The organism is Arthrobacter sp. NQ7 (assembly GCF_029581595.2).
In the GTDB taxonomy this organism is placed as follows: domain Bacteria; phylum Actinomycetota; class Actinomycetes; order Actinomycetales; family Micrococcaceae; genus Arthrobacter; species Arthrobacter phenanthrenivorans_B.
This window is the reverse complement of record NZ_JARFXU020000001.1, coordinates 91,492-115,046: the sequence shown is the minus strand read 5'-3', so window position 1 is coordinate 115,046 and position 23,555 is coordinate 91,492. Positions and strand designations below refer to the sequence as shown.

Below are 23,555 nucleotides of genomic sequence, written 5' to 3'. Positions count from 1 at the left end.
TAATCAGGCGCCCCATCCGGCTTGCTGGCCGCCCACGCGGTCCTCATTGATCTGTTTCTGGTAGCCGCTGGCCTTGAAGGCGGCCATCGGGTCCGCGGGCAAACCGCGGGATTCGCGCCATTCGGCCAGGATGGGCCGGACGTCGGTGTAGAAGGCATCGTTGAAGATGCCGTTCGCTGCCAGGACATCGCCGGCACCCTGCGCTTCACCCAGCGCCGCGGTGTCCACCAGCAGGGCGCGCAGGGTCATCTCCTGGACGTTGAGCACGGAGCGGATCTGGCCCGGGATCTTCTCCTCCAAGTTGTGGCACTGGTCCAGCATGAGCGCCACCCCGGAGTCCTTGCCGAAGCCGCCGCCGCGGATCACCTCGTGCATGATGCGGAAGAGCTGGAACGGATCCGCCGCACCCACGATGAGGTCGTCGTCGGCGTAGAAGCGGGAGTTAAAGTCGAAGGAGCCCAACTTGCCCAGGCGCAGCAGCTGCATCACGATGAACTCGATGTTGGTGCCCGGCGCATGGTGGCCGGTGTCCAGGCAGACGAACGCCTTCTCCCCCAAGGCCAGGGTCTGGGCGTAGGAGGTGCCCCAGTCCGGGACATCGGTGTGATAGAACGCCGGCTCGAAGAACTTGTACTCCAGCACCAAACGCTGCTCATCCCCCAGGGCGGCGTAGATCTCCTGCAGCGACTCGGCCAACCGGTCCTGCCGCCCGCGCAGATCGTCCTGGCCCGGGTAGTTGGTGCCGTCCGCCAGCCAGATCTTCAAGTCGCGGGACCCCGTGGCATGCATGATCTGGATGCAGTCCAGGTGGTGGTCGACCGCCCGCCGCCGGACGACCTCGTTGGAGGAGGTCAGGGAACCGAACTTGTACTCATCATCCTGGAAGGTGTTGGAGTTGATGGTGCCCAGCCCCACGCCCAACCCCGCCGCGTACTCCTTCAAAGCGGAATAGTCGTCCACCTTGTCCCACGGGATGTGCAGGGCCACGGTGGGCGCCAGGCCCGTCAGCTCGTGGACCTTGGCGGCGTCCGCCAGTTTCTCCTGGACGGTCCGGGGCGTGCCGGGCGTACCGAACACCTTGAACCGCGTCCCTGAATTTCCATAGGCCCACGAAGGGACCTCGATGGCAAGCTCCCCGAGCCTGCCCAGCGCCATTGCTACGTCGTTCATGATGGTTCTTTCCGGTGTTTGAGCGTCTGTTTGCTGGTCTGCCTGGTGCCCCGCTGCTGGAGCCTGGTACTGCTGTGGTCAGTGGGAGCCGGCCGCTGCCAGCTGGCTGTCGAGGTTGAAGACTTCTTCAAGGACCTGGAACCCTTCATCGGGCGCCTGGCCGGAGTCTTCGAAGAGGGTGGCCATTTCCGCCTGCCAGCGGGCGTTGACCTCTGTCAGCGCCATTCGGGAACGGGCGGCGTCGAAGTCGTCGCATTCCACGTAGCCCACCAGGAGCCCGTCCTCGGCCAGGAACAGCGAATAGTTGTGCCAGCCCGCCTCCTTGAGGGCGCGCAGCATATCTGGCCATACCGCGGCGTGGCGGCGCCGGTACTCGTCCATCAGCGCCGGCTGGATGGAGGAACGGAAACACACCCTCATCGGGACCCTCCTTCAAAGTTTCCAAAATTTGAATCGTTTCATTGGTACGATTCAAAGTACTCTTGGATTTGAGCGTGTGTCAAGCAATGGCAGAAACTTTTAATCCCCCTGCGGACGAGGACAGCCGCGGGCAGACCAGCACGGAGAATCGATGAACCGCACAGCCAGTATCAAGGACGTTGCCGTCCACGCGAGCGTGGCCGTGGGAACCGTCTCCAATGTCCTGAATTATCCGGACCGGGTGTCGGAGCGGACCAAGGAACGCGTCCTGCGGGCCATCGACGAGCTGGGGTTTGTCCGCAACGACGCGGCCCGCCAGCTGCGCGTCGGCCACAGCCGCACCATCGGACTGATCGTCCTGGACGTCGGAAACCCCTTCTTCACCTCGGTGGTGCGGGCAGCGGAGGACGCCGCGGCACTGCAAGGCAGCGCGGTCCTGCTGGGCGACAGCGGCCACAATGCCGGCCGGGAGGCCAACTATATCGACCTCTTCCAGGAGCAGCGGGTCCAGGGCCTGCTGATATCGCCGGTGGGCGACGTCACGGACAGGCTGGACCTCCTCCGCGAGCGCGGCGTACCCACGGTCCTGGTGGACCGGCTGGCCGACGAATCCAAGTTCAGTTCCGTGGCAGTGGATGACGACGCCGGCGGGTACCTCGCAGCCCGGCACCTGCTGGACACCGGCCGCCGCCGGCTCGCCTTTGTCGGCGGCCCCACGTCCATCCGCCAGGTGGCGGACCGCCTCCAGGGCGCCCGGCGGGCGGTGAAGGAGGAACCGGACGCCACGCTTGAAGTGCTGGACTCCGAGGGCCAGACGGTCCTGGCAGGCCGCAGCGTGGGCGACATGCTGGTGGAGCGGGGCCGGGAGGAGCTGCCGGAGGGCATCTTCTGCGCGAACGACCTCCTGGCGCTGGGCGTCATGCAGTCCCTGACCATGACCCACACCTTCCGCATCCCGGAGGACGTGGCGCTGATTGGCTATGACGACATCGACTTCGCCGTCTCAGCCGTGGTGCCGCTCTCCTCCATCCGCCAGCCCACCGAACTGCTGGGCCGGACAGCCATTGAACTGCTGTCCGAGGAAGTGGAGTCCCGGAATCCTGTACACCGGGCCGTGGTGTTTACGCCCGAGCTGGTGGTCCGGCAAAGCACGGCAACGCCAGACGCGGGCTGATCCCCGGGGTCCGGCTATTTTCCGGTCTGCTGCAGCCATTTCATGGATTCGTCCCGCGAAGTGAAGAAGCGGGTGGGGCAGGGCGGTATGTGGACGCCCAGGAAGAAGTTCGCGATGATCCGGTCCACCGGGCTCGACCCGAGGAGGGCGATGCGGTTGGCCGCGCAGGGGATTGAGAAGACCGAACGGGCCTGAATGCTGACGTTTTCCGTGGTGGCCATATCCACCAGCATCGGGTAGCTGCCCTCCCCGGCGAGCCGGTTCACGGCAGCCATCGCCGCCTTCGCATCCTCCGCCTCGATCCGGACCTTCGGTTCCCAAATGAGGTGGATGACGCCGTCGGAGCGCAGCTCCACGGTGCCCTTGCCGCCGTCGACCGTAACGGGCTCCATCCCCCGCCTCCCTCCAGTGGGCAGTTCCTGAACTCCTCTATCTTGCCTCAGCCGGGGAAATCGGCACGAGCCGGCACCAGGGTTGACTCATCAGCATGCTTACTAATACGTTGGTCCACGTGCCGTGGTCCGGATCACGTGCCGGTCCACGCGTCGCGGCCCGCAAGGCTGCATCAACAACTGCATTTGGAAGAAACATCTCCGCCGGGATTCTCCATGGGGGCGGGATTCCGGGGGTTCACTGCGCCGCAACCCGGCGCTGAAAGGATTAACCGAAAATGCGAACCAAGGTCTCAGCTTCGATCACCGCCGTCGCCCTCTCCGGCGCCATGCTCTTTGGCATGGCAGGCCCGGCGACAGCCGCCGCACCGGCGGCTCCTTCGGCCACCTCACAGTCCTCACAGGTTGCCGGCGTTACGGGAACCATCAACCAGACCATCGACAGCGTGGGCACCTTCGTCGGCTCTTTCACCCCGTCCGGATTCAGCGCCCAGGACGGCCAGCTGATGGTCACCGGGCTGGTTGAAGGAACGTTCACCAACCTCGCCGGCGTTGCCACTCCGGTCAGCCAGACGGTGACCACCACCGCGGCCGCCGCGCCGACGACCAACGCGGCAACGGCCTCGGGCGGAGGCTGCGACATCGTGAACCTCGTCCTCGGCCCGCTGCACCTGGATGTCCTGGGGCTTAATGTCGACCTGAACCAGGTGGTGCTGGACATAGTCGCGCAGTCGGGCGCGGGCAAGCTGGTCGGCAACCTTCTCTGCGCCGTTACCGGGCTCCTTGACGGCGGCAACGGGCTGAGCGGCCTGGCCAACCTGCTCAACAGGCTCCTCGGACTCTAGTTTCCGCAAGAGCCGCATAACAACGGATGCCGCAGGAGGCGGACGGTTCCCCTGGGAGCCGTCCGCCTCCCCGCATAGCCGAGTGCCCGGCCGCCGCAAGCCTTCCGGCTACAGCTTCTCCACCACCAGGTTGCGGTAGGCGGCCCGGAGGGGGGCCATCTGGCGGAAGCCCACCCGGCCGCCGCGCAATACCTTTTCCGAGGCATCCCGCCATTCGAAGAGGCACAGCCCGTTGATGGAAAACGCCACGTGCGGCCCGTCCTTCACCACGTCCAGCCGGTAGAAGTCCACGGCGTCTTCGGTGGGCGGCAGCGGGTCCGCGCCCTGGGCCACCAGCTCGAAGCCTGCACTCTTGCGCAGGTTGCACGTCCGGAAGGCGCGCTCTGATTCGTACTTGTGCCGGAAGTAGGAGACGTGCAAAGCATCGATGTCCCCCGAGTGGTACTGCGGATAGTAGCCCGTCCGGGGCGCGAGCTTGGGGCTGAAGAGGTCCAGCCCGTGATGCCCCGTGGCGGCGAAGAACAGCATGGCCAGGCCGGGCTCCGCAAGGGGCAGGAACTCCCAGCTGATCCGGATGCCGTCCGGAAACTCCTCGGGGCACCAGAAGGTCCAGTGCGCATGAGCGCCGAATTCCCGGTCGTCGAGTGCACCCGACAATGCCAGCGTGCCGCCGTGGCTGCCCAACGCGACCGGCCCTTCCTGCACCCACCCCGCAACGTCTCCCGGTCCTGCCAGCGGGTTGCTGTAGAGGATGCTTCCCACCTAGCCGCGTCCCGCGGTCGGGCTTGAGGCCAACGCCCTTGGCCCGTAGCCCAGCCGCTCCAGCGCCCTGGCCACCTCGCCGGCCACCAGCGCGGCGCCCCGCTGCGAGAAGTGTGTGTTGTCTGCCAGGCCGTTCGGCCAGTGCGCATGTTCCCCCGGGGCGAAGTGGCAGAAGAGATCCCGCGAACCCTCCCGGCCCAGCCGGACGTAGAGGTCCCGGGTCCAGGCGTTGAGGTCGATCACTGCGGTCCGCAGTTCCAGGCCAAGTTCACGGACCACGTCCGGATAGTCTTCGAGGCTTTCCTCGAGGACAGCGTCCGACGGCGGCACGGCCAGGAAGTGCCGCCGCTCCACCGGAGTGCACAGCACCGGAACGGCGCCCGCCGAGCGCACCTCCCCCACCATCGTGCGCAGGTTCGCTGCATACCCGGTGCGGGCCGCCAGGTGCTGCTTCTTCTGGTCGTTGTGGCCGAACTGGACGAGTACAAGGTCCCCGGGCCCCGCGCCGGCGAGAAGCCCGGCCCACAGCCCTTCGTCACGGAAGGATTCGGTGCCCGCGCCGCCCTTGGCATAGTTGTGGACCGGGCCCCACGTGTACGTCAGCGGGGCAAGCCGTGCTCCCCAGCCGCTCATGGGGAACTCGTGCGTGGGACAGGTGGCCACGGTGGAGTCCCCGGCCAGGAGGATCTTCATGGTGTCCTTTCGTCGGACGGTGGATTAGCCCTTGACGGAGCCAATGAGCATGCCCTTGGCAAAGTGCTTTTGCAGGAAGGGATAGAAGATGAGGATGGGCAGGGTGGCCACCACGATCACGGCGAACTTGATCCCCTGTTCCGGCGGGATGTAGTTCGGGTCCACGTTGCCGGTGCCCAGCAGGTCCGAGGCCGCCGTAACCTGCCGCAGGTACATCTGCAGGGTCCATTTGGAGTTGTCGCTGAGGTAGAGCAGGGGCGACATGAAGTCGTTCCAGATGCCCACCGCATAGAAGAGCGCAAAGGTGGCCAGGACCGGCTTGGACAGCGGCAGCAGGATCCGCCACAGGATCCCGATCTCGGTGGCCCCGTCCATCTTGGCCGATTCTTCAAGCTCCGCGGGGAGTTCCTGGAAGAAGTTCTTGATGATGATCAGGCTGAACGGGTTGATGGCCGCCGGCAGGATCAGGGCCCAGTACGAGTTGAGCAGTCCCAGGTCCTTGACCAGCAGGAAGGTGGGGATCATGCCGCCGGAGAACACCATGGCGAACACCACCAGGGAAAGGATGACGTTCCTGCCCCGCAGGGTCTTCTTGGCCAGCGGATAGGCCATGGTCACTGTGAAGGCGAGCTGGACCAGGGTACCCACCGCGGTGACCAGGACGGTGGTCACCAGGGCGCGGATGAACGCCGGAGTGGCAAAAATGTACTCGTAGGAGCCCAGGGTGAACTGTTCCGGCCAGACGAAGAACGCCCGCCGGGTGATCTCCGCTTCCGAGGCGAAGGAGCCGGCGAAGACGTAGACGAACGGCAGCAGCGTGACGATGCCGATCAGGGACAGGAACACGTAGTTGGCGGCGTCAAAGATCCGCCCGCCGCGGGTGTTGTGGATTTTCATTAGAACAATCCGCTCTGGTTGAATCGCTTGGCCAGCCAGTTGGTGCCGAAGATCAGTACGATGCCCACCACGGACTTGAACAGGCCGACGGCGGTGGAGTAGCTGTAGGCGCCCTGGGTGATGCCCACGAAGTAGACATAGGTGTCAAAGACATCCGCAACTTCACGGTTCAGGGCATTGGTCATCAGGTAGATCTGCTCGAAGCCGGTGTTGAGCATCTGCCCGATCGCCAGGATCAGCATGACGATGATGGTGGACCGGATTGCCGGCAGGGTGATGTGCCAGACCCGCCGGAACCGGCCCGCACCGTCGATGATCGCCGCCTCATACTGGTCCTGGTCCACGGTGGCGAGGGCGGCCAGGAAGATGATGGTGCCCCAGCCCGTGTTCTTCCAGATTTCCTGCAGCACAATCAGGGGCCGGAACCAGGCCGGGTCCGACAGATAGTCGATGTCGGTGCCCATGGTGTTGTTCAGGAACTGGAACAGCGGCCCGATGTCCAGGGCGAACAGCAGGAAGCTCAGCGACGCCACGATGGTCCAGGACAGGAAATGCGGGATGTACACCAGGGTCTGGACGGTGCGCTTGAGGACGGACAGCCTGACTTCGTTCAGCAGCAGCGCCAGGACGATGGTCAGCGGGAACGCCACGCCAAGGTTAAGGAAGGCCAGGATCAGGGTGTTGCCCAGCAGCCGGGGAAAGTCGGGGTTGGCGAAGAAATCCTCGAAGTTCCGCAAGCCCACCCAGGGGCTTCCGTTCACGCCAAGGAACGGGACGTAGTCCTTGAACGCGATGGACACCCCGTACATGGGGGCGTAACGGAACACCGCAAAGTACACCACGCCGGGCAGCAGCAGCAGGTAGAGCCATTTGTAGTGCGCGAAATGGACGGAGAACCTGCCCCGGTTCCGGGGAGCGGGTGCGGACGTGCGCAGCCGCTCCCCGGCCAGGGGGTCGATGACAGGGGCTGCCATTTACTTGTTGTCCTGCCAGAGCTTGTTGATTTCTTCCTTGACCTTGTTGCCGCCGCTGGTGTCCCAGAGCTTGATGGCGTCCTTGAGGCCCTGCTCGTCGATCTGGCCGGCCAGGTACTTGATGCGGGCGTCGGCCACGATGTTGTCCAGCTGGGCGCCCTTGGCCACGTAGGTTTCGGAGACGTAGGGAGCGGCCGGGTTGTAGACGGCGCTCTTGAGGTCCTCCGCCATCACTTCGGTGCGCTTGTCGAAGACCTGCTGCTCGTAGTCCGACGGCTGCTTCACGGGGTAGAACTGGTTGCCGGCCACGTTCGTGCCCAGCTGCGCGTAGCTCTTGATGTCCGTGGTGACGGCCTTGCCCTCAGGGGTTTCGGGCTTGATGGTTGCGGCCTTGCCGTCCTCCACCGCGAAGTTCACGCCTTCGATGCCGTTGTTCAGCAGGACAGCCACGTCCTTGCCGTTCATGGTGTTCAGGAATTCCAGGACCTTGTCCAGCTCCGCCTCGGTCCTGACGCTTGCCTTGGGGATGGCCAGGAAGCCGGAGTAGCCATCGGTGGGGTGGGCATGCAGTTCGCCGTCCGGGCCTTCGAGGTTGCCCACGAAGCCCACCTTGTTCTGGAAATTGTTGGGATCCGCCTGCTTGAAGAGGTTGATGAGGACGCTGACCCGGGAGTCGACGTCGACGATGATGCCGCCCTTGCCGTTGAGGAAGGGTTCATTCCATTTCGTGGAGTCAAACGTGGCGAAGTCCGGGTTGATCAGCTTCTCGTCCACCATCTTCTTGATGAAGCGGTCGGCCTCGAGGAACTCGTCGGTTTCGAAGCTGGGGACCAGCTTTCCGTCGCGTTCGGTCCACCGGTTCCCGGCGCCGTACCATTCCTCGATCAGGTCGTAGGGGCTGTTGGTACCCAGGGCGCCCCACTTGGGGATGGTGATGCCCCAGGTGTCGTTCTGGCCGTTGCCGTCCGGGTCCTGCTCGGTGAAGGCCTTGGCAACCTTGTACAGGTCTTCCGTGGTCTTGGGCGGCTGCAGGCCCAGCTTGTCCAGCCAGTCCTGGCGGAACATCACGGCGGCGCGCATTGGTGAGCGGCCCCGGAAGACGCCGTAGACCTTGCCGTTGACGCTGGCATTCTTCTGGATATCAGGGAACGTGGTCTTCAGGTTGGGGTACTTGTCCAGCTTGCCGGTGAGATCCCAGAACGCCCCTGCCTGCGCGTTCTTGACGAAGCCGGGGGTCTTGCCCTGGATCACCATGACCTGCGGGAGGTCCGAACCCGCAAGCGTGATATTGGTCTTGTCCTCGTAGGAGGCATTGGGTGCCCAGTTGATCTTGACCTGCTTGCCCGTGAGCTCCTCCAGCTTCTTCTGGACGGCGCCGTCCGCGCTGGGCGGCTGCGCTTCAAGGAACGGGGCCATGATGGTGACGGACGTGAGGTCGGCGGCCGGGGCGTCACCTCCACTGCAGGCGGTGAGGGTCATGGCCGTGGCGGTGGCGACGGCGGCAGCAAGGGACAGTTTCCTACGGATCATAATGTTCCTGTTCCACTTCGTTGGGGTGCGCCAAGCGGGTTGGCGCAGCAGATTGATACGTTTCATTAACTCCGCCGCCGGCGGGCGCCAGCGGCTCACGGCAGTCGCCGGCGGCAGCCGGCGCCGGGCTTCAGCCGCCGGCTGCGGCCCGCAGGACAGGGGTCGCGGCGGCAGTTCCGCCCACCCCTGCAACCGACTGGTCATTGGCGGTAAAGAACCGGTCGCAGAGCCATCCCGTGACGTACAGCCAGGCTCCGATGCTGAAGAACGGGACCAACCCGGGAAGGGCGCTGCCGGCGTACACCGCAGCGGCGGAGACAAAGAGCAGGACGACCGTCCCTGCAAGATGCCGCACCGCAAACCGGGATGACATCAGGAGGTACTGCGGCAGCGCCAGGTGGTACCGGGCATACATCGGGAACACATAGCAGGCGCTCCCCGCCAGGAAGACCGCCAGGACAGGGATCCCGGCCGCCATGAATTGCGGGAAGATTCCCCGCATGCCGGAAAAGTAGTTCCAGTTCAGGGCCAGCGCGGCGGCGACGGCCATGATCGGCAGCGCAAGTGCGTTTGCCCTGAAGAAGTTCCGGAAGTACGCGGAGGCGAAGCCGCGCAGCAGGGGTGCGGCGTCCCCGGCGGCCCGCCTGCGGACCAGTATCTGCGCGGCGGCAGTGGCCGGACCTGCGCCGAACACCCCTGCGCCCAGGAGGGTAAAGGCCATCCACAGCAGGTTCAGGCCCGCAATGCATACAAGCGTGTCGAAAAACGAGTAGGCACGTGCACTGACGGTCCCGGACAGCATGGCAGGGCTCCCTTCTGTTCTCCATCGTTGCAGAGGCGAAGCGGAAAGTGTCCCGCATCACGCTGGTAATCGGTTTCTCGAAAATCTAGACCGCCTTCGGCCGCAGGTCAAGCAGATTTTTGAATCGTTACATAGCTGGACTCGGCGCCGCCCCATACCGCACACTAAAAGGTGGAAAGCGCTTGCTGGCCGAGGCGCGGGCTGGATGCAGGTGCCCGATTTGCTGGCCAGCGCCGGGTAGAACGGAGAACCATGGAAACGGCAATGGAAGCCGCCGGCAGAGACGCCGGAACAGCAGCAACGGCAGCCGCAAGGGTCGCCCTGGTGGGCGTGCACGGCTTCGGCACCCACCACTTGCGGAACCTCGAACGGCTCCAGTCGGCCGGGACCGTTGAACTCGTGGCCGTGGCCGATCCGCAGCCGCCGGCACCCGGGGGCGTCCCGCCGTCGGCCGCTGTCTACCCGGGGCTCGACGACCTCCTCGAGGCGACGCCGGACCTGGACGTCATCATCGTTGCCACGCCCATCCAGACCCATGCCCCGCTGGCGCTGGCCGCCCTGAACACGGAAGCGGAACTGTACCTCGAGAAGCCGCCGGTCGCTTCCCTGGCGGACTTCAACCGTCTTGCCGACGCCGCCGGACAGTCCGGCCACGGGGTGCAGATCGGATTCCAGAGCCTCGGCTCACACGCGCTGACGGCGATTGAGCAGCTACTGGCCGCCGGAACCATTGGCACGCTGGAGGGCATTTCCGCCACCGGCCGCTGGGTCCGGGACAGGGCGTACTTCAAGCGCTCCCGCTGGGCGGGAAAGCGGAGCATCAATGGGGTTGACGTGGTGGACGGCGTCGCCACCAACCCCCTGGCCCACGCCGTGGCCACCGCCCTCCGGATTGCCGGGGCACGCACCACGGCGGACGTGGCCTCCGTGGAGACGGAGCTGTACCGCGCCAACGACATCGAATCGGACGATACATCGGTCATCCGCATCCGCACCGCCACCGGGCTGCCCATCACCTGCGCCCTGACCATCTGCGCCCCGGAGTCCGTGGAGCCGTATGTCACCCTCCAGGGCTCAGCCGGGACCGCTGTCTTCCACTACACCGAGGACCGCCTGACGGTGGAGACGGCGAACGGGCGCACGGAGGAAACCTACGGCCGTGACGACCTGACGGAGAACCTCCTGGCCCACCGACGCAACGGGAGTCCGCTCATCAGCAGCCTGCTGGACAGCGGCGCCTTCATGCTGGTCCTCGAAGCCGTCCGCACGGCGCCCCTCCCGGCCCCCATCGATCCCGCCCACGTCCGGTGGGAGGGCGACGGCAACGCCGGCCACGCGGTGGTGGACGGGATCGAGGAGGTGCTGGAGCGGGCGGGCCGGCAGCATGCCACCTTCAGCGAGCTCGGGCTCCCCTGGGCTGCCGCCGCCCCCACCACCTTCCGGTTTCCTGCCTCCTGATGGGATTGCAGGAGACGCTGCCATCCGGATCAGCAGAAGTGTCCGGGGACAGTGCCCCGGCCGGCGTCGGCTGCCTCTACGCGGCCAGCCTCCTGACGGAGGGGCTGTCCCATTGCCTCACCGCCTCCCCATTTCCCACCTTCGGATGGCAGCTGGGACAGGACGACGACGGCGATCCCGCCCTTTCGCGGCAAGCCGGCTACGAGCTTGAGGTCCGCGACGCCCAGGGCGCCGTTATCTGGAGTTCCGGACCGGTGGCCTCGGCCTCACAGTGCGGCGTCCCGTACGGCGGACCGGCACTCGGTGACGACGCGGACTACAGCTGGCGTGTCCGCATCGCGGATGCCGCCGGGGTTCCCGGGGCCTGGTCGGACCCTGCACCCTTCAGCACCGGCCTGACGGATGCTGCCTGGCAGGCCGGGTGGATATGCCGGGCTCCGGGCGGACGAGCACCACTGGAACTCTTCGATCGGGCACTCCGCGTGGCGGGGTCGCCGTTCCTGCCGTTCCCCTGCCCCGCGCTTTCCAGTGTCAGGCTTGACGCCCGGCTGCGTCCCGTGATGGGCCGGGCCGGGCTGCTCCTGCGCAGCAGCGGCGCCGGAACAGGCCTGCTGCTGGAGCTGGGCCCCACCGGGGATGTGGTTCTTCGCCGCGCCCCGGTGTGGGAAATCCCCTCCCCCGCCGTGCCGGACACCGACGTGCTGGCGTCCGCGCAGGCGGCCCCGGCGCCTGGTTCGTGGCGTGAGCTTACCGTCAGCGACGACGGCCGGATGATCCGTGTCGCCGTGGACGGTGCCGAACTGCTGGTGGTTGATGAGCCGGCTGCCCCGGGGACTGCAGGCACCCCCGCCTTCCACCAGGGGCCGCGGAGCCAGGCAGAGTACGCGGCGCTGCGCGTCACGGGCGCCGCTCCCGGCCAGGGCGAAACAGTGCTGCTGGACCACCGCTTCGACCACGGCACAGCAGAAGCATTCCCGGCAGGCTGGCCCCGGCTCACCGGCCACCGCCAGCCCGATGAATGGACCCTGTTCCGTGCGGCCATCCCGCTCACCGGCACGGTCCGCCGCGCCCGGCTTTACGCGGCAGCCCACCACCAAGCCCAGTTCTCCGTGGCAGGGACGCCCTGCCTCAGCACCACGTCGTTCGGCTACCCGGGCGAGGGATATTACGACGCCGCCGACATCACCGGGCTGCTGGCCGGGCACCCCGCGGACACTCCCGTTCCCGTCACGGCGCTGCTCCACTGGTACGGCCCAGGCCAGGGACGTGCCGCGGGCATCCCCGGGCTCCTGGTCCGGCTCACGGTGGACTACGACGACGGACGCCGCGAAGTCCTCGTCTCGGGCCCGGGCTGGTCTGCCGGCGAAGCGCCCTACCGCCAGTCGGGCTACCGCAACGACGAGGGCGATCCCGTCGAACACCTTGACGGCCAGGCCGCGGCGTCCCCCACGGTTGACGACTGCCTGGCCGCCGCTGTCAGCTCCGGCGCCCACCCGTCGTCGGACTTTCCCCGGCTGCACCCCCGCCGGACGTTCCTGGCCGGGGACTTCGTGGCACCGCAGCAGTTCCTGACCGCCGATGACGGCACCCTGGTGGCGGACTTCGGCCGGGTGGTTCCCGCGCGGCCGGAGGTCGACTTCCTGGCCGGAGTTCCCGGCCGCACCATCATGCTGCGCGCCGGCTACGTCCTCCGCTCCGACGGAAGGGTGGACGCCGGGAAGACCGCCAGCCAGAACACGGACATGTCCTTTCCCTACACCCAGGCCGCCGGGCCGCAGCAGTACCGGGCGTCGGTGCACCTAGGCTTCCGCTACCTTGAGCTGCCGGGCATTGATGCGGCGGAGGTGTCCCGCGTCGGCGCCGTCACCGTGCACGGCAGCCATCCCGGCGAAGGCAGCTTCAACAGCTCGGACCCCGCCCTGGACGCGGTATTCCGGCTGCTCCGGGACTCAGCGCTGTACGGCGTCCAGGAGCAGTTCGTGGATACTCCCACGCGGGAAAAGGGCCAGTTCCTGGCAGATGCGGCCAACATTTCGTACGCCACCATGGCCTTGTTCGGCGAACGTTCCTACACAGCCCAGGCGCTGCGGGAGTTCGCGTGGTCCGCCCGCCGCTATTGGGCTGCCGCCGGGGAAAAGGGCCGCTACAACGCCGTCTATCCCAATGGAGACGGCAAGCGCGACATCCCGGATTTCTCCCTGATGCTGCCGGAGTGGGCGGCGGAGTACCACCTGCGTTCCGCAGACCTGGCCCTCATCCGCGAACTGCTCCCCCACCTGCGCGACACGGCGGAGTACGCCCTGTCCTGCATTCCCGCAGAAGGCCCGACGGCGGGACTGGTCACCGCCCTGGGCGGCGGCTCAGGCCCCTACCTGCACGGCATCGTGGACTGGCCCGCACCCGGCCGGTACGGCTACGACATGGAATGCGCGGCGAAGACCACCGTCAATGCCCAGGCCTGTTCGGCGCTGATGTCCACGGCCCGCCTCTGCAGCGCGGCAGGCGATGAGGACGCAGCGGTGCGCTATGTCGCCGCTGCCCGGACACTGGCAGCGGCCATCCGGGCACGCCTGCGGGTGGGCGGCGTCATGGTGGACGGCCTCCACGCCGACGGCACCCCCAGCGCCCACGGTTCGCAGCACGCGACCTCTTTCCCGCTTTCACTCGGCATCACCGCTCCGGAGGACGCGGCGGCGGATGCCGCGCGGATCGCCGCGATGGGCATGCGGCAGGGGCCCATGACGGTGCACCGGCTGGTCCGCGCGCTGGCAGGCCAGGGGTTGATGGACGCCGTGCTTGACCTGCTCACCACCAAGGAACAGCCCGGCTGGGCGCGGCTCCTGGACCGCGTGGCCACCTTCACCTGGGAAGCCTGGGACCTGGAGGACGGCAGCGACTACAGCCAGTCGCACGCGTGGTCGGCGTCGGTGGTCAAGGAGATCCTGGAGTACCTGCTGGGCGTCCGGTACAGCACGCCGGGCGGCAGCGAAGTAGTGGTGGAGCCCCCGCTCTGCCGGCTGGCGCATGCCCGCGGCAGTGTCCCCGTGGCCAACGGCTATGTCCAGGCCGGTTGGCGCCGGCGGGGCGAACTGGTAGAGCTGGAGTGCACCGTTCCGCCCGGCACCACCGCAACCGTCCGGCTGCCCGCCGGCACCTATGGGGTCAAGGGGCCCGCTGCGGATGCCGCCGTCGTGGTTTCCGCACCGGAAGGCCGTGCAGACGGCGCCACCAGGGACTTCCGGGTGCACGCCGGGACGTGGAGCTTTACCCCGGCGTAGCAGCCCGCCGTCGCCGCCCGTGCCACCACAGCAGCAGACCCACGACGGCGGCGGACAGCATGCCCAGGCCGCCGGTGGCCACCAGGCCGGCCCGGACGCCGAACTGCTCGGTCAGCCACCCCGCCAGGAGGCCCCCGCAGGCATGCCCGCCCAACAGGAGCGGCAGGTACAGGGCCATGACCCGGCCGCGGATGGCGGGACCGGCTTCAAGCTGGACGGCCGTGGCGGCTGAGGTCAGGAACAGCAGCGTCATCAGGCCCACCACCAGCAGCATGGCCACAAACAGTGCCAGGGTGGGCATCAGCGCGGCCACCAGCTGGGACAACCCGAACAGGCCCGCCGCGGCCACGATGCCCTTCCGGCCCATGGTGCCCAAGCGGGCCGCCAGGAGCGCACCGGCCAGGGCACCCAGGGCGCTGACCGTGTTGAACAGGCCAAAGCCTTCCACCCCGTTGTGCCACACGCGCTCGGCAAAGGCGGCGAGGACCACCGGCCCGTTCATCCCGAAGGCACCCAGGAGGCCTGCGAGCAGGATCAGGAGGAGCAGGCGCGGCCGTTCGCGGACATACCGGAAGCCGGCAAGGACCTGGCCCCTGCCCCTTTCGGCCGGTGTGCCGGGGTGAAGTTCGTGCAGCCTGATGCCGGCGATCAGTCCGAGCACGCCCATCCCGATCAGGGCGTTCACCGCGAACGCCGCGGCCGGTCCTGCCTGGGCAATCACCACGCCGCCCAGGGCAGGGCCGGCCATGGCGCCCAGTTGGGACAGGGCGTTGTTGAGTCCGATCGCCGGGCGCAGGGCGGCGTCGCCCACCACTTCATTGACGAAGACCTGGCGGGTGGGCTGGTCCACTGCGGCGGTGACGCCCAGCGCGATGCAGCCGGCGTAAACCACCCAGACGGTCAGCGAGCCGCTTGCCGCCCAGGCCGCAAGCCCCAGGCCGAGCAGCACAATGACGGACTGGCAGACCATCATGATCCGGCGCTTGGGGAAAATGTCCACTACGAGCCCGGCAAGTGGCCCCACCACCAGCATGGGCAGGAACTGCAGCGCGACGGCGGCACCCACCGCCGCGGGACTGCCGGTCAGCTGCAGTACCAGCCAGTCCTGCGCCAGCCGCTGCATCCAGACGCCAAGGCTGCCGGCGAGCTGCATGGCCAGGAAGAGGCGGTAGTTGTGTTGTTTGAGGGGGTGGTACCAGCGGGGCCGGGCGGTGCGGGGACTGGCGGCGGGTTCGGAACGGGTTCGTCGGGAAGGCACAGCTACCGGAGGGTGCGGCGGGAACGGAGTTTGACCGCGGCTGCGGCGAGGATCAGGGTGCCGGGGACCACGACGAAGAGTGCGGCGAGCATCCAGACGAACACCACGGCGCAGAACAGGGCGGCGGCCAGCAGCACTGACCCGGTCCAGTCGCGCAGGGAGATGTCCTTGCCTGTCTGGAGGGCCTGGTGCCAGGTGTCCTTGCCGGTGGACTGGCTGGTCTGGCTGTCGGACCAGGCGGACGCGGTGCGCAGGAGCAGGATGGCTGCCCCGGCGGCAAGGACCAGGGTGGCGGGCAGGACGATGTCCCGGCCGGGGAGCTGCCCCGCCCAGGCGAGCAGGAGGTTCAGGACAATGACGACGGCGGCTGCCGCCGTCGTGATGCCCAGTTTCCAGCTGCCGGGCAGAGCGGCCTTGAACAGGCCCCAGAGGCCGCGGACCGAATCGTCCCTGCCGTTAAGGTGCCGGTCAAGGTGTGCGGTGCCGGCGGCGTAGGCGGCCGGGATGGTGACCAGCGGGATGGACAGCACCAGCACCAGCACGCCGGCCAGGAGGGTTTCGGAAAACAGGGCGAACCGGTTCACCGGAATGGGCTCGCGCCCGGGGGCGGGTGTGGTGCTGTCCATGGTGCTCATATTCTGTCCTGTTGTCCGTCAGCCTTTGAGGCCCTGGGTGGAGACGCCTTCGACGATGTAGCGCTGGAAGATCAGGAAGAAGACCAGCACGGGGAGCAGGGCCAGGACGGACATGGCGATCATGGCGCCGTAGTCCGAGGACTGGGTCTGGTCCACGAAGAGCCGCAGGGCCAGCGGCAGGGGGTATTTCTCCGGGGTGTTCAGGTACAGCAGCGGGCCCAGGAAGTCGTTCCAGCTCCAGATGAAGGAGAAGATCGAGGTGGAGATCAGGGCCGGCTTCATCAGCGGGAGCATGATGGAGCCGAAGATCCGGGCGTGCCCGGCCCCGTCGATGCGTGCTGCCTCGTCCAGTTCTGCCGGCAGGCCGCGCATGAACTGGACCATGAGGAAGACGAAGAACGCGTCCCCAGCGAGGAACTTGCCGATCAGCAGCGGGACGTAGGTGTCCACCAGGCCCAGCTGCTGGAAGATGATGTACTGCGGGATGATCACCACGTGGAACGGCAGCAGCAGGGTGGCGATCATCATGCCGAAGAACAGGCTGCGGCCGGGGAAGTTGATCCGGGCGAACGCGTACGCGGACACTGACGCGGAGAGGATGGTGCCGATGACGGCGCCGAGGGCCAGGATCAGGGAGTTGGTGAAGAACTGCAGGGTGGATACCCCGCCGATCCCGTCCATCGCGGTGACGAAGTTGTCGAAGCTGAAGTTGTTGGACCACAGGGACGTGTTCTGTCCGCCGATTTCGGAGTTCGGCTTGAACGACGAGGCAATCATCCACAGCCCGGGGTAGAGCACGATCGCGGTGAGGATGAGGGCCACGGCGTGGAAGATGGCGCTCTTGGCGCGTTTGGCGCCGATCGACTCGGACTTCGGGTTGTAGGCCGGGGCCGTGTCCGGGGTGGACTGGGTGGGGGTTGCCATGGTTGTCATCGTGAATCACCGCTGTAGTGGACCCAGGACTTGGACGTGCGGAAGAAGATCAGCGTGATGATGCCGACCACGATGACCAGCAGCCAGGCCATCGCCGAGGCGTAGCCCATCCGGAAATCGCTGAAGCCGCGCAGGTACAGGTACAGGGTGTAGAAGAGGGTGGATCCGGCGGGGCCGCCTTCACCGTTGGAGATGATGTAGGCCGACGCGAAGATCTGGAACGCGTGGATGGTCTCCATCAGCAGGTTGAAGAAGATCACCGGGGAGAGCATGGGCCAGGTGATGTTGAAGAATTTGCGCACCGGGCCGGCACCATCCATGGACGCCGCCTCGTAGAGCTCGCCCGGGATCTGCTTGAGGCCGGCCAGGAAGATCACCATCGGGGCGCCGAACTGCCACACCGTGAGCAGGATGAACATCGGCATGGTCATGGCCGGGTTGCCCACCCAGCCGCCAAGGTTGATCCCGAAGAAGGACAGGCCCTGGTCCACCGGGCCGGAATCGCCGAACATGGCCTTCCAGACAATGGCGATGGAAACGGACGCGCCGATCAGGGACGGGGCGTAGAAGGCGGACCGATAAAAGCCCTGGCCGCGGCGCTTGCTGTTCAGCAGCATCGCCACCGCCAGGGCCGCCGCGAGCTTCAGCGGGGTACCGAAGACGACGTAGCCCACTGTCACGCCCACGGACTGCAGGAAGCGCTCGTCCTGGAACAGCGTGGCGTAGTTGTCGAAGCCGATCCACTTGGGCGGCTCGAACAGGTTGTAGTTGGTGAAGGACAGGTACAGCGAGGAAATCATCGGCCCCACGGTGAGGGCGATGAACCCCAGCAGCCAGGGCAGCAGGAAGGTATAGCCGGCACGGGCATCCGCTCCCCGCTGCCGCGGCTTGCGCGGCAGCGGGGCGGCGGACGACGCCGAACGCCTGCTCAGGGTTGGGCTTTGAGTCACGAGTTCATTCCGTCAGTAGTGGAACCTGGATGGGAGGGCATGGTGCCGGGTCAGGCGTTCTGCTTGATGAGGTCCTCGGCTTCCTTGAACCAGGCGTCCGCGGCACCGTCGATGGTGAGCTTGCCGTAGTTCAGGTCCGAGGCAATGCGCTTGAAAGAGGCTTCAAGGGTGCCGAAGCCCACGATGGGCGGCTCGGGCGCGTCCTTGAGGTACTTTTCGATGGACTTCTCGTAATCGACCACCAGCTTGTCCGTGCCTTCGAAGGTGGTACCGTCGCGCTGGGTCTTGGAGGCGGGAACACCGCGGGAGGTCTTGAAGATCTGGCCCACCTCGGGATCGTTGACCATGAAGTCGATGAAGCGGGCGGCGGCATCCTTGAACTTGGTCTTGGCGCTGGCCACCATCAGCATGGACGGTTTGAGGAACAGGCCCAGGTTGTCCTGGTCGTCGGACGGAACCGGGACCAGTTTGAGTTCCTTGGCGCCGCTGTCGGCCAGGTAGCCGGCCATGAAGTTGTCCCAGGTGACTTCGGTGGCCGTGACGTTGGAGCCGAACGGGGACTTGGGCTGAAGCTGGGTCACGCGGTCCTCGGGAACGATGCCGCCCGTACCGCGCAGTCCCGCAGTGAGGTTCCACCACTTCTTCAGGTCGTCCTTGCTGAAGCCCAGCTTGCCCTCGGACGTAAAGGCCTGGATCTTGTTCTGGCGCAGCCAGATGTTGAACATCCACCACACCCCGGTGTAGTCGGTGCCGCCAAACAGTGCACCATTGCTCTTGGCGCCCACCTGGCTCAGGAAGTCGTTGAATTCCTTGTAGGTCCAGCTGCCGTCCGGCTCGGCAATGCCCAGCGAGGCCAGTTTGGCGGGGTCGTAGTAGACGGCGAAGGCGTTGGTGCTGGTGGGGATGCCGTAGGTCTTGCCCTTGATCTGCCCGGAGGGCAGCAGGGACTTTTCGAAGGCGGAGGTATCGATCTTGACCGTGCTGAGGTCCAGGAGCTGGTTGCGCTGGCCATAGTCACGAAGGTAGGACAGGTCCCACTGCATGACGTCCGGCAGGCCGCCGCCGGCGGCTTCGGTGGCGCGCTTTTGCCAGTAGCCGGCAAAGTCGGTGAAGTTGCCGTTGACCTTGATGTCCGGGTTCTTCGATTCAAACAGCGCGATCGCCTTCCGGGTCCGCTCTGCGCGGTCGTCGTTGCCCCACCAGGTGTAGTTGATGGTGACGGGCTTCTCGGCGGTTCCGGTCTGGCCGGAAGAGCCGGATCCGGAGCCGCATGCCGAAAGGGCGGCGGCAGATGCGGTGCCGACAGCCACGGTGGTGAGGAAATGCCTTCTGTTGATCACGGGAGCCTCCTTGCTCGATGTGTGCTACGCCTTGTCTCGGCCTACAACGTGGGTAGTGAGCTGGCTTACACGGCTTCTGAAACGATACAATAGCGGCATTCCAGAAATTGGGCAAGCGTTTTCCAAAGGTCTGATATCTGTCGTGTTCCACCTCTTCCAGTAGACAAAGGAGTCCCATGACATCGCAGGAAACCAGCCGCCCCGGAAGCATATGGAACAAGGTCGGGGGCATCGCGTTCGGCGGCGATTACAACCCCGAACAGTGGCCCGTCAGCGTCCGGCTTGAGGACCTGGACTTGATGCAGGAAGCCGGTGTGAATTTCCTCAGCGTCGGGATCTTTTCCTGGGCCCTGCTGGAACCGGCCGAGGGGCAGTACGACTTCGGCTGGCTGGATGAGGTCATGGACAACCTCGCGGGCATCGGCGTGAAGGTCGCCCTGGCCACCGCCACGGCCGCTCCCCCGGCCTGGCTGGTCCGCAAGCATCCGGAAATCCTGCCGGTCACGGCTGACGGAACCGTGCTGGGGCCGGGCTCACGGCGGCACTACACACCGTCGTCGGCCGCCTACCGCCGCTATGCCACCGGAATCACCCGTGTCCTGGCCGAACGGTACAGGGCCCACCCGGCCCTTGCCCTGTGGCACGTGGACAACGAACTGGGCTGCCACGTCTCGGAGTTCTATGGGGAGGAGGACGCCGCCGCCTTCCGTGGCTGGCTGGAACGCCGCTACGGGACCATCGATGCCCTGAATGCCTCCTGGGGCACGGCATTCTGGTCCCAGAACTATGGCTCCTTCGACGAAATCCAGCCTCCCGCCGTCGCGCCGTCCACGCTTAACCCGGGCCAGCAGCTGGACTTCCAGCGGTTCAGCTCATGGGCGCTGATGGACTACTACCGGGAGCTGGTGGCCGTCCTGCGCGAGGTGACCCCGGACGTTCCCTGCACCACCAACCTGATGGCGTCAAGTGCCACCAAGTCCATGGACTACTTCGACTGGGCCAAGGACCTGGACGTCATCGCCAACGACCACTACCTGGTTGCGGCGGACCCCGAACGGCATATCGAACTCGCGTTCAGCGCAGACCTCACCCGTGGCATTGCGGGCGGCGAGCCGTGGATCCTGATGGAACATTCGACGTCGGCCGTTAACTGGCAGCCCCGCAACCAGCCCAAGATGCCCGGCGAGATGCTCAGGAATTCGCTGGCGCACGTGGCCCGCGGGGCAGACGCCGTGATGTTCTTCCAGTGGCGGCAAAGCTTCGCTGGCTCCGAGAAGTTCCACTCCGCGATGGTGCCGCACGGCGGCCGGGATACGAGGGTGTGGCGGGAGGTGGTGGAGCTGGGCGCGGCGCTGAAGCGGCTGGAGCCGGTGCGCGGGTCCCGGGTCCGGTCCCGTGCTGCCATTGTCTTTGACTACGAGGCGTGGTGGGCCAGCGAGATTGATTCGAAGCCCAGCGTCGACGTGAAGTACCTGGACCTGCTGCGGGCGTTCCACCGCGCCCTGGTCCTGCGCGGGATCTCCGTGGACCTGGTCCACCCTTCAGCGTCGCTGGAGGGCTACGATTTGGTGCTGGTGTGCACGCTGTATGCGGTTTCGGATGGGGACGCCGCCAACATCGCTGCTGCCGCCGCTGCCGGTGCCACGGTGCTGGTGAGCTACTTCAGCGGGATCGTGGACATGCAGGACCACGTGCGGCTGGGGGGTTATCCCGGGGCTTTCCGTGAGCTCCTCGGGGTACGGGTGGAGGAGTTCCATCCGCTCCTTGCCGGCGGCCAGCTCAGGTTGAGCGACGGCGCGGTGTCATCGGTCTGGAGCGAGCACGTCCACCTGTCCGGGGCTGAGGCCATCCAGACCTTCACCGGGTATCCGCTGGAAGGCGTTCCGTCGCTGACCCGGCGTGCCGTGGGTTCGGGTGCCGCCTGGTACCTCGCCACCTTCCCGGACCGGGACGGGATCGAGTCGCTGCTGGACCGGCTGCTGGCGGAGTCCGGGGTCTCCCCCGTTGCCGCCGCTGATCCTGGCGTGGAACGTGTGCGCAGGTTCGCTCCGGACGGGCAGAGCTTCCTGTTCGCGATTAACCACACCCGCTCGGAGGCTGCAGTGGAAGCCTCCGGGACCGACCTGCTGACGGGTAAGGCGTTCACGGGCACGGTTCCTGCAGGCGGTGTGGCGGTGGTGGCGGAGGGTTAGGCCCGCATTCCGGGAAGTTCGACCGCACTGACCGGCCGTCCCGGGGCACTTTGACCGCGTTTTTCGGTGTACATGACGACGGCGGCCGGCATGTCCGTGTCGAAGTGCCCCGTTTCGGACGGCTTGCGCCCGGGAGTTCTCCCGGCCTTAAACAGCCCTGCCCGGCAGGAACCGTTGGTTCCTGCCGGGCAGGGCTGCCACCCGCCGTCGGACGTCTGGGATGGGGAGGCATCCATCCGATCTGTCCGGAGCCGTGTTGGCGGGGTAGGACTAGCTGCTGATGGCGGACTTCATTTCGTCCGTCGCTTTCTTGCCGGCTTCCTCGGGGGAAAGCCGCTCGAACAGGACTTCCGAGGTGTAGCGTTTGATGATTTCCTGGATTGCTCCGGCGCCCTTGGGCGGCGGGGCCGGGGCCTCGCCGAGTTCATCCTTAATCTGGTCGATGAACGTGACCACCTTGACGTCGGCCGGGGTCAGTTTCGGCTGGATGGCTGCGCGGACCTCCGAGTTCGGGTAGACGCCCCGGTCGGCCAGGAGAGCCTCGCCGGCTTTGACGTTGTTGGTCAGGAAGTTGATGAACTTGGCTGTCTCCTGCGGGTGCTTGGTCCGTGAGGATGCCGACCAGAACTGCGAAGCCTTGTACCAAAGCTGGGCGTCGGCCGCCGAGCCGGTCTTCGTGGGGAACCGTAGGATCTTCAGGTCTCCGCCGCTGGCCTTTTCCAGCGCCGGCGCCTGGTTGGACCACCAGAACGCCATGCCGTTCTTCCCGGTCGCCAGGCCGCTTTGGTCAAGCGGCGCAGCTTCGGCTTCAACGACTTCGGACGCGGAGGGCACTGCCTTCTTCTGGCTCAGCTCCTTCAGGAACGCCCACCATTCGGCGATGTCGCCCGGCTCGAAGCCGAGCTTGCCATCGGCCGTGTACAGTGACTTGCCGTTCTGCCGCAGCCACACACCCAGCGAAGCCTCGTCGGTACCGTATGCTGCTGCGCCGTAGGTCCCCTTGGGGGATTTGGCGGTGATTTCGGCGGCGATGCGGCCAAAGTCGTCCCATGTCCACTTTGAGTCGTCAGGCAGGGGAACCCCGGCGGCCTGGAAGACGGCGGGGTTGGCCAGGATCGTGGCGGCGTTGATGCCGGCGGCGATGCCGGTCAGCCCCTTTTCGCCCTTGCCGGCGTTCAGTGCAGCCTCGTCCAGCTTGGACGTGTCGATGTCGTACTTGGACAGGTCCAGGAGGGCGCCACGACTGGAGTACTCAGTGATGTACTTTTCATCCATTTGGATGATGTCGGGGGCGTCGTTGGCCGCCACCTGGGTGGCGAGCTTGTCCCAGTAGCCGCTCCAGTCCCCGAATTCCGGCTTGATCTTGATCTTGGGGTTCTCTGCCTCGAACTGCTTGATGGCTTCCTGGGTCAGCTGGGCGCGCTTGTCGCCGCCCCACCAGGAGAAGCGGAGCTCCACGGTCCCGTCGGCGTTCTGCGGTGCTGATCCTCCTCCGCAGGCGCTGAGGGCCATCACGGCGGCCACGGCAGCGGCGACAACGGCGGCCTTACGGGGTCGGCGCCTGGCGCCTGATGTTGGTGCCCCTGCATGCTGCGTGGCAGCGGATGCAGGTCGGGGAAAAAGCGGCACTGTCTACTCCGATCTTCGTTGATCATGGTGCGGTGGGTTTCCGGGTTGCGGTTGGGGTGCTTCACCGCCCCTCGAAGGGCGGCCCGGATGTTCTGAAAGCGCTTTCTGACTCTAGATACTACAAGTAGGCTACTTGTAATACAAGAGCTTTCTCCGACCGGCACCGCCGGTACTAATCGCGGCGGACAGCCGAACGGCCCGCCAATAGGGACGGGCCGTTCGG

The 23,555-nt window shown here is 66.3% G+C and carries 20 protein-coding genes; 5 read left to right on the top strand and 15 right to left on the bottom strand.

Annotation, left to right across the window (positions count from 1 at the left end; all coding sequences use genetic code 11):
- Nucleotides 1–3: 3 nt before the first annotated feature.
- Nucleotides 4–1,170 carry an L-rhamnose isomerase gene (rhaI, locus tag PUN71_RS00495; protein ID WP_277796938.1) on the bottom strand — a complete coding sequence of 389 codons (1,167 nt, stop codon included), beginning with the start codon at nucleotides 1,168–1,170 and terminating at the stop codon, nucleotides 4–6.
- A 78-nt stretch (nucleotides 1,171–1,248) separates the two neighbouring features.
- On the bottom strand, nucleotides 1,249–1,590 hold the full coding sequence (locus PUN71_RS00490; RefSeq protein WP_277796937.1) for an L-rhamnose mutarotase: 342 nt from the start codon (nucleotides 1,588–1,590) through the stop codon (nucleotides 1,249–1,251).
- 151 nt (nucleotides 1,591–1,741) lie between these two features.
- Here PUN71_RS00490 and PUN71_RS00485 point away from each other — a divergent pair, with 151 nt between their 5' ends.
- The gene (locus tag PUN71_RS00485; protein WP_043452401.1) at nucleotides 1,742–2,764 is read left to right on the top strand and encodes a LacI family DNA-binding transcriptional regulator; all 1,023 of its coding nucleotides are present in this window, start codon (nucleotides 1,742–1,744) and stop codon (nucleotides 2,762–2,764) included.
- A gap of 14 nt (nucleotides 2,765–2,778) precedes the next feature.
- Here PUN71_RS00485 and PUN71_RS00480 read toward each other — a convergent pair whose 3' ends face one another.
- The gene (locus tag PUN71_RS00480; RefSeq protein WP_043452402.1) at nucleotides 2,779–3,156 is read right to left on the bottom strand and encodes a DUF7793 family protein; all 378 of its coding nucleotides are present in this window, start codon (nucleotides 3,154–3,156) and stop codon (nucleotides 2,779–2,781) included.
- A gap of 278 nt (nucleotides 3,157–3,434) precedes the next feature.
- Between PUN71_RS00480 and PUN71_RS00475 the strand changes: the two genes are divergently transcribed.
- Nucleotides 3,435–4,001: an ABC transporter substrate-binding protein gene (locus PUN71_RS00475; RefSeq protein ID WP_277796936.1), complete on the top strand. Its 567-nt coding sequence runs from the start codon at nucleotides 3,435–3,437 to the stop codon at nucleotides 3,999–4,001.
- Nucleotides 4,002–4,109: 108 nt separating this feature from the next.
- Here the strand turns inward: PUN71_RS00475 and PUN71_RS00470 are convergent, their stop codons facing one another.
- The 6 genes from PUN71_RS00470 to PUN71_RS00445 all read right to left on the bottom strand — a co-directional run bounded on the left by PUN71_RS00470 (nucleotide 4,110) and on the right by PUN71_RS00445 (nucleotide 9,659).
- Entirely contained in the window at nucleotides 4,110–4,763 is a 654-nt protein-coding gene (locus tag PUN71_RS00470) for a DUF1961 family protein (RefSeq protein ID WP_277796935.1), read from the bottom strand.
- The gene (locus PUN71_RS00465) at nucleotides 4,764–5,456 is read right to left on the bottom strand and encodes a rhamnogalacturonan acetylesterase (RefSeq protein ID WP_277796934.1); all 693 of its coding nucleotides are present in this window, start codon (nucleotides 5,454–5,456) and stop codon (nucleotides 4,764–4,766) included. It abuts the gene before it with no gap.
- A 24-nt stretch (nucleotides 5,457–5,480) separates the two neighbouring features.
- Nucleotides 5,481–6,353, bottom strand: a complete 873-nt coding sequence (locus PUN71_RS00460) for a carbohydrate ABC transporter permease (RefSeq protein ID WP_043452406.1) — start codon at nucleotides 6,351–6,353, stop codon at nucleotides 5,481–5,483.
- The gene (locus tag PUN71_RS00455; RefSeq protein WP_277796933.1) at nucleotides 6,353–7,327 is read right to left on the bottom strand and encodes an ABC transporter permease; all 975 of its coding nucleotides are present in this window, start codon (nucleotides 7,325–7,327) and stop codon (nucleotides 6,353–6,355) included. Before PUN71_RS00455 ends, PUN71_RS00460 begins: the two co-directional genes overlap by 1 nt.
- A complete protein-coding gene (locus tag PUN71_RS00450; RefSeq protein WP_277796932.1) occupies nucleotides 7,328–8,857 on the bottom strand; it encodes an extracellular solute-binding protein in 1,530 nt (509 codons plus the stop codon).
- A 130-nt stretch (nucleotides 8,858–8,987) separates the two neighbouring features.
- Nucleotides 8,988–9,659, bottom strand: coding sequence for a YesL family protein (locus tag PUN71_RS00445; RefSeq protein ID WP_277796931.1), 672 nt, complete (start codon nucleotides 9,657–9,659; stop codon nucleotides 8,988–8,990).
- Nucleotides 9,660–9,911: 252 nt separating this feature from the next.
- Here PUN71_RS00445 and PUN71_RS00440 point away from each other — a divergent pair, with 252 nt between their 5' ends.
- Together PUN71_RS00440 and PUN71_RS00435 are read left to right on the top strand one after the other, a co-directional pair.
- Nucleotides 9,912–11,117, top strand: coding sequence for a Gfo/Idh/MocA family protein (locus PUN71_RS00440; RefSeq protein WP_277796930.1), 1,206 nt, complete (start codon nucleotides 9,912–9,914; stop codon nucleotides 11,115–11,117).
- Nucleotides 11,117–14,395 (top strand): family 78 glycoside hydrolase catalytic domain, encoded by a 3,279-nt coding sequence (locus tag PUN71_RS00435; protein ID WP_277796929.1) that lies wholly within the window; start codon nucleotides 11,117–11,119, stop codon nucleotides 14,393–14,395. Before PUN71_RS00440 ends, PUN71_RS00435 begins: the two co-directional genes overlap by 1 nt.
- On the opposite strand, the gene PUN71_RS00430 is transcribed toward PUN71_RS00435, so the two are convergent.
- Genes PUN71_RS00430 through PUN71_RS00410 form a run of 5 tightly spaced genes read right to left on the bottom strand, consistent with a single transcriptional unit; the run spans nucleotide 14,382 to nucleotide 19,511 of the window.
- Nucleotides 14,382–15,653: an MFS transporter gene (locus PUN71_RS00430; RefSeq protein WP_277796928.1), complete on the bottom strand. Its 1,272-nt coding sequence runs from the start codon at nucleotides 15,651–15,653 to the stop codon at nucleotides 14,382–14,384. The two genes, PUN71_RS00435 and PUN71_RS00430, sit on opposite strands and share 14 nt — an antisense overlap.
- 2 nt (nucleotides 15,654–15,655) lie before the next feature.
- On the bottom strand, nucleotides 15,656–16,288 hold the full coding sequence (locus tag PUN71_RS00425) for a Poxvirus protein I5 (RefSeq protein WP_277796927.1): 633 nt from the start codon (nucleotides 16,286–16,288) through the stop codon (nucleotides 15,656–15,658).
- Between the two features lie 18 nt (nucleotides 16,289–16,306).
- On the bottom strand, nucleotides 16,307–17,221 hold the full coding sequence (locus PUN71_RS00420) for a carbohydrate ABC transporter permease (RefSeq protein ID WP_043452414.1): 915 nt from the start codon (nucleotides 17,219–17,221) through the stop codon (nucleotides 16,307–16,309).
- Entirely contained in the window at nucleotides 17,218–18,171 is a 954-nt protein-coding gene (locus PUN71_RS00415; protein ID WP_277796926.1) for a carbohydrate ABC transporter permease, read from the bottom strand. The genes PUN71_RS00420 and PUN71_RS00415 overlap by 4 nt, the downstream gene beginning before the upstream one ends.
- 50 nt (nucleotides 18,172–18,221) lie before the next feature.
- Nucleotides 18,222–19,511 (bottom strand): ABC transporter substrate-binding protein, encoded by a 1,290-nt coding sequence (locus PUN71_RS00410; RefSeq protein ID WP_043452416.1) that lies wholly within the window; start codon nucleotides 19,509–19,511, stop codon nucleotides 18,222–18,224.
- A gap of 176 nt (nucleotides 19,512–19,687) precedes the next feature.
- On the opposite strand from PUN71_RS00410, the gene PUN71_RS00405 reads away from it, so the two are divergent.
- On the top strand, nucleotides 19,688–21,703 hold the full coding sequence (locus tag PUN71_RS00405; RefSeq protein WP_277796925.1) for a beta-galactosidase: 2,016 nt from the start codon (nucleotides 19,688–19,690) through the stop codon (nucleotides 21,701–21,703).
- Between the two features lie 270 nt (nucleotides 21,704–21,973).
- Here PUN71_RS00405 and PUN71_RS00400 read toward each other — a convergent pair whose 3' ends face one another.
- Nucleotides 21,974–23,332, bottom strand: a complete 1,359-nt coding sequence (locus PUN71_RS00400; protein ID WP_277796924.1) for an ABC transporter substrate-binding protein — start codon at nucleotides 23,330–23,332, stop codon at nucleotides 21,974–21,976.
- Nucleotides 23,333–23,555 lie beyond the last annotated feature (223 nt).

Excerpts from the sequence above, each read along its gene's own strand:
- PUN71_RS00455 (WP_277796933.1), bottom strand. The coding sequence starts at position 7,327 with ATGGCAGCCCCTGTCATCGACCCCCTGGCCGGGGAGCGGCTGCGCACG.
- PUN71_RS00475 (WP_277796936.1), top strand. The coding sequence starts at position 3,435 with ATGCGAACCAAGGTCTCAGCTTCGATCACCGCCGTCGCCCTCTCCGGC.
- rhaI (WP_277796938.1), bottom strand. The coding sequence starts at position 1,170 with ATGAACGACGTAGCAATGGCGCTGGGCAGGCTCGGGGAGCTTGCCATC.
- PUN71_RS00405 (WP_277796925.1), top strand. The coding sequence starts at position 19,688 with ATGACATCGCAGGAAACCAGCCGCCCCGGAAGCATATGGAACAAGGTC.
- PUN71_RS00440 (WP_277796930.1), top strand. The coding sequence starts at position 9,912 with ATGGAAACGGCAATGGAAGCCGCCGGCAGAGACGCCGGAACAGCAGCA.
- PUN71_RS00420 (WP_043452414.1), bottom strand. The coding sequence starts at position 17,221 with ATGACAACCATGGCAACCCCCACCCAGTCCACCCCGGACACGGCCCCG.
- PUN71_RS00465 (WP_277796934.1), bottom strand. The coding sequence starts at position 5,456 with ATGAAGATCCTCCTGGCCGGGGACTCCACCGTGGCCACCTGTCCCACG.
- PUN71_RS00480 (WP_043452402.1), bottom strand. The coding sequence starts at position 3,156 with ATGGAGCCCGTTACGGTCGACGGCGGCAAGGGCACCGTGGAGCTGCGC.
- PUN71_RS00445 (WP_277796931.1), bottom strand. The coding sequence starts at position 9,659 with ATGCTGTCCGGGACCGTCAGTGCACGTGCCTACTCGTTTTTCGACACG.
- PUN71_RS00450 (WP_277796932.1), bottom strand. The coding sequence starts at position 8,857 with ATGATCCGTAGGAAACTGTCCCTTGCTGCCGCCGTCGCCACCGCCACG.
- PUN71_RS00425 (WP_277796927.1), bottom strand. The coding sequence starts at position 16,288 with ATGAGCACCATGGACAGCACCACACCCGCCCCCGGGCGCGAGCCCATT.
- PUN71_RS00460 (WP_043452406.1), bottom strand. The coding sequence starts at position 6,353 with ATGAAAATCCACAACACCCGCGGCGGGCGGATCTTTGACGCCGCCAAC.
- PUN71_RS00490 (WP_277796937.1), bottom strand. The coding sequence starts at position 1,590 with ATGAGGGTGTGTTTCCGTTCCTCCATCCAGCCGGCGCTGATGGACGAG.
- PUN71_RS00485 (WP_043452401.1), top strand. The coding sequence starts at position 1,742 with ATGAACCGCACAGCCAGTATCAAGGACGTTGCCGTCCACGCGAGCGTG.
- PUN71_RS00435 (WP_277796929.1), top strand. The coding sequence starts at position 11,117 with ATGGGATTGCAGGAGACGCTGCCATCCGGATCAGCAGAAGTGTCCGGG.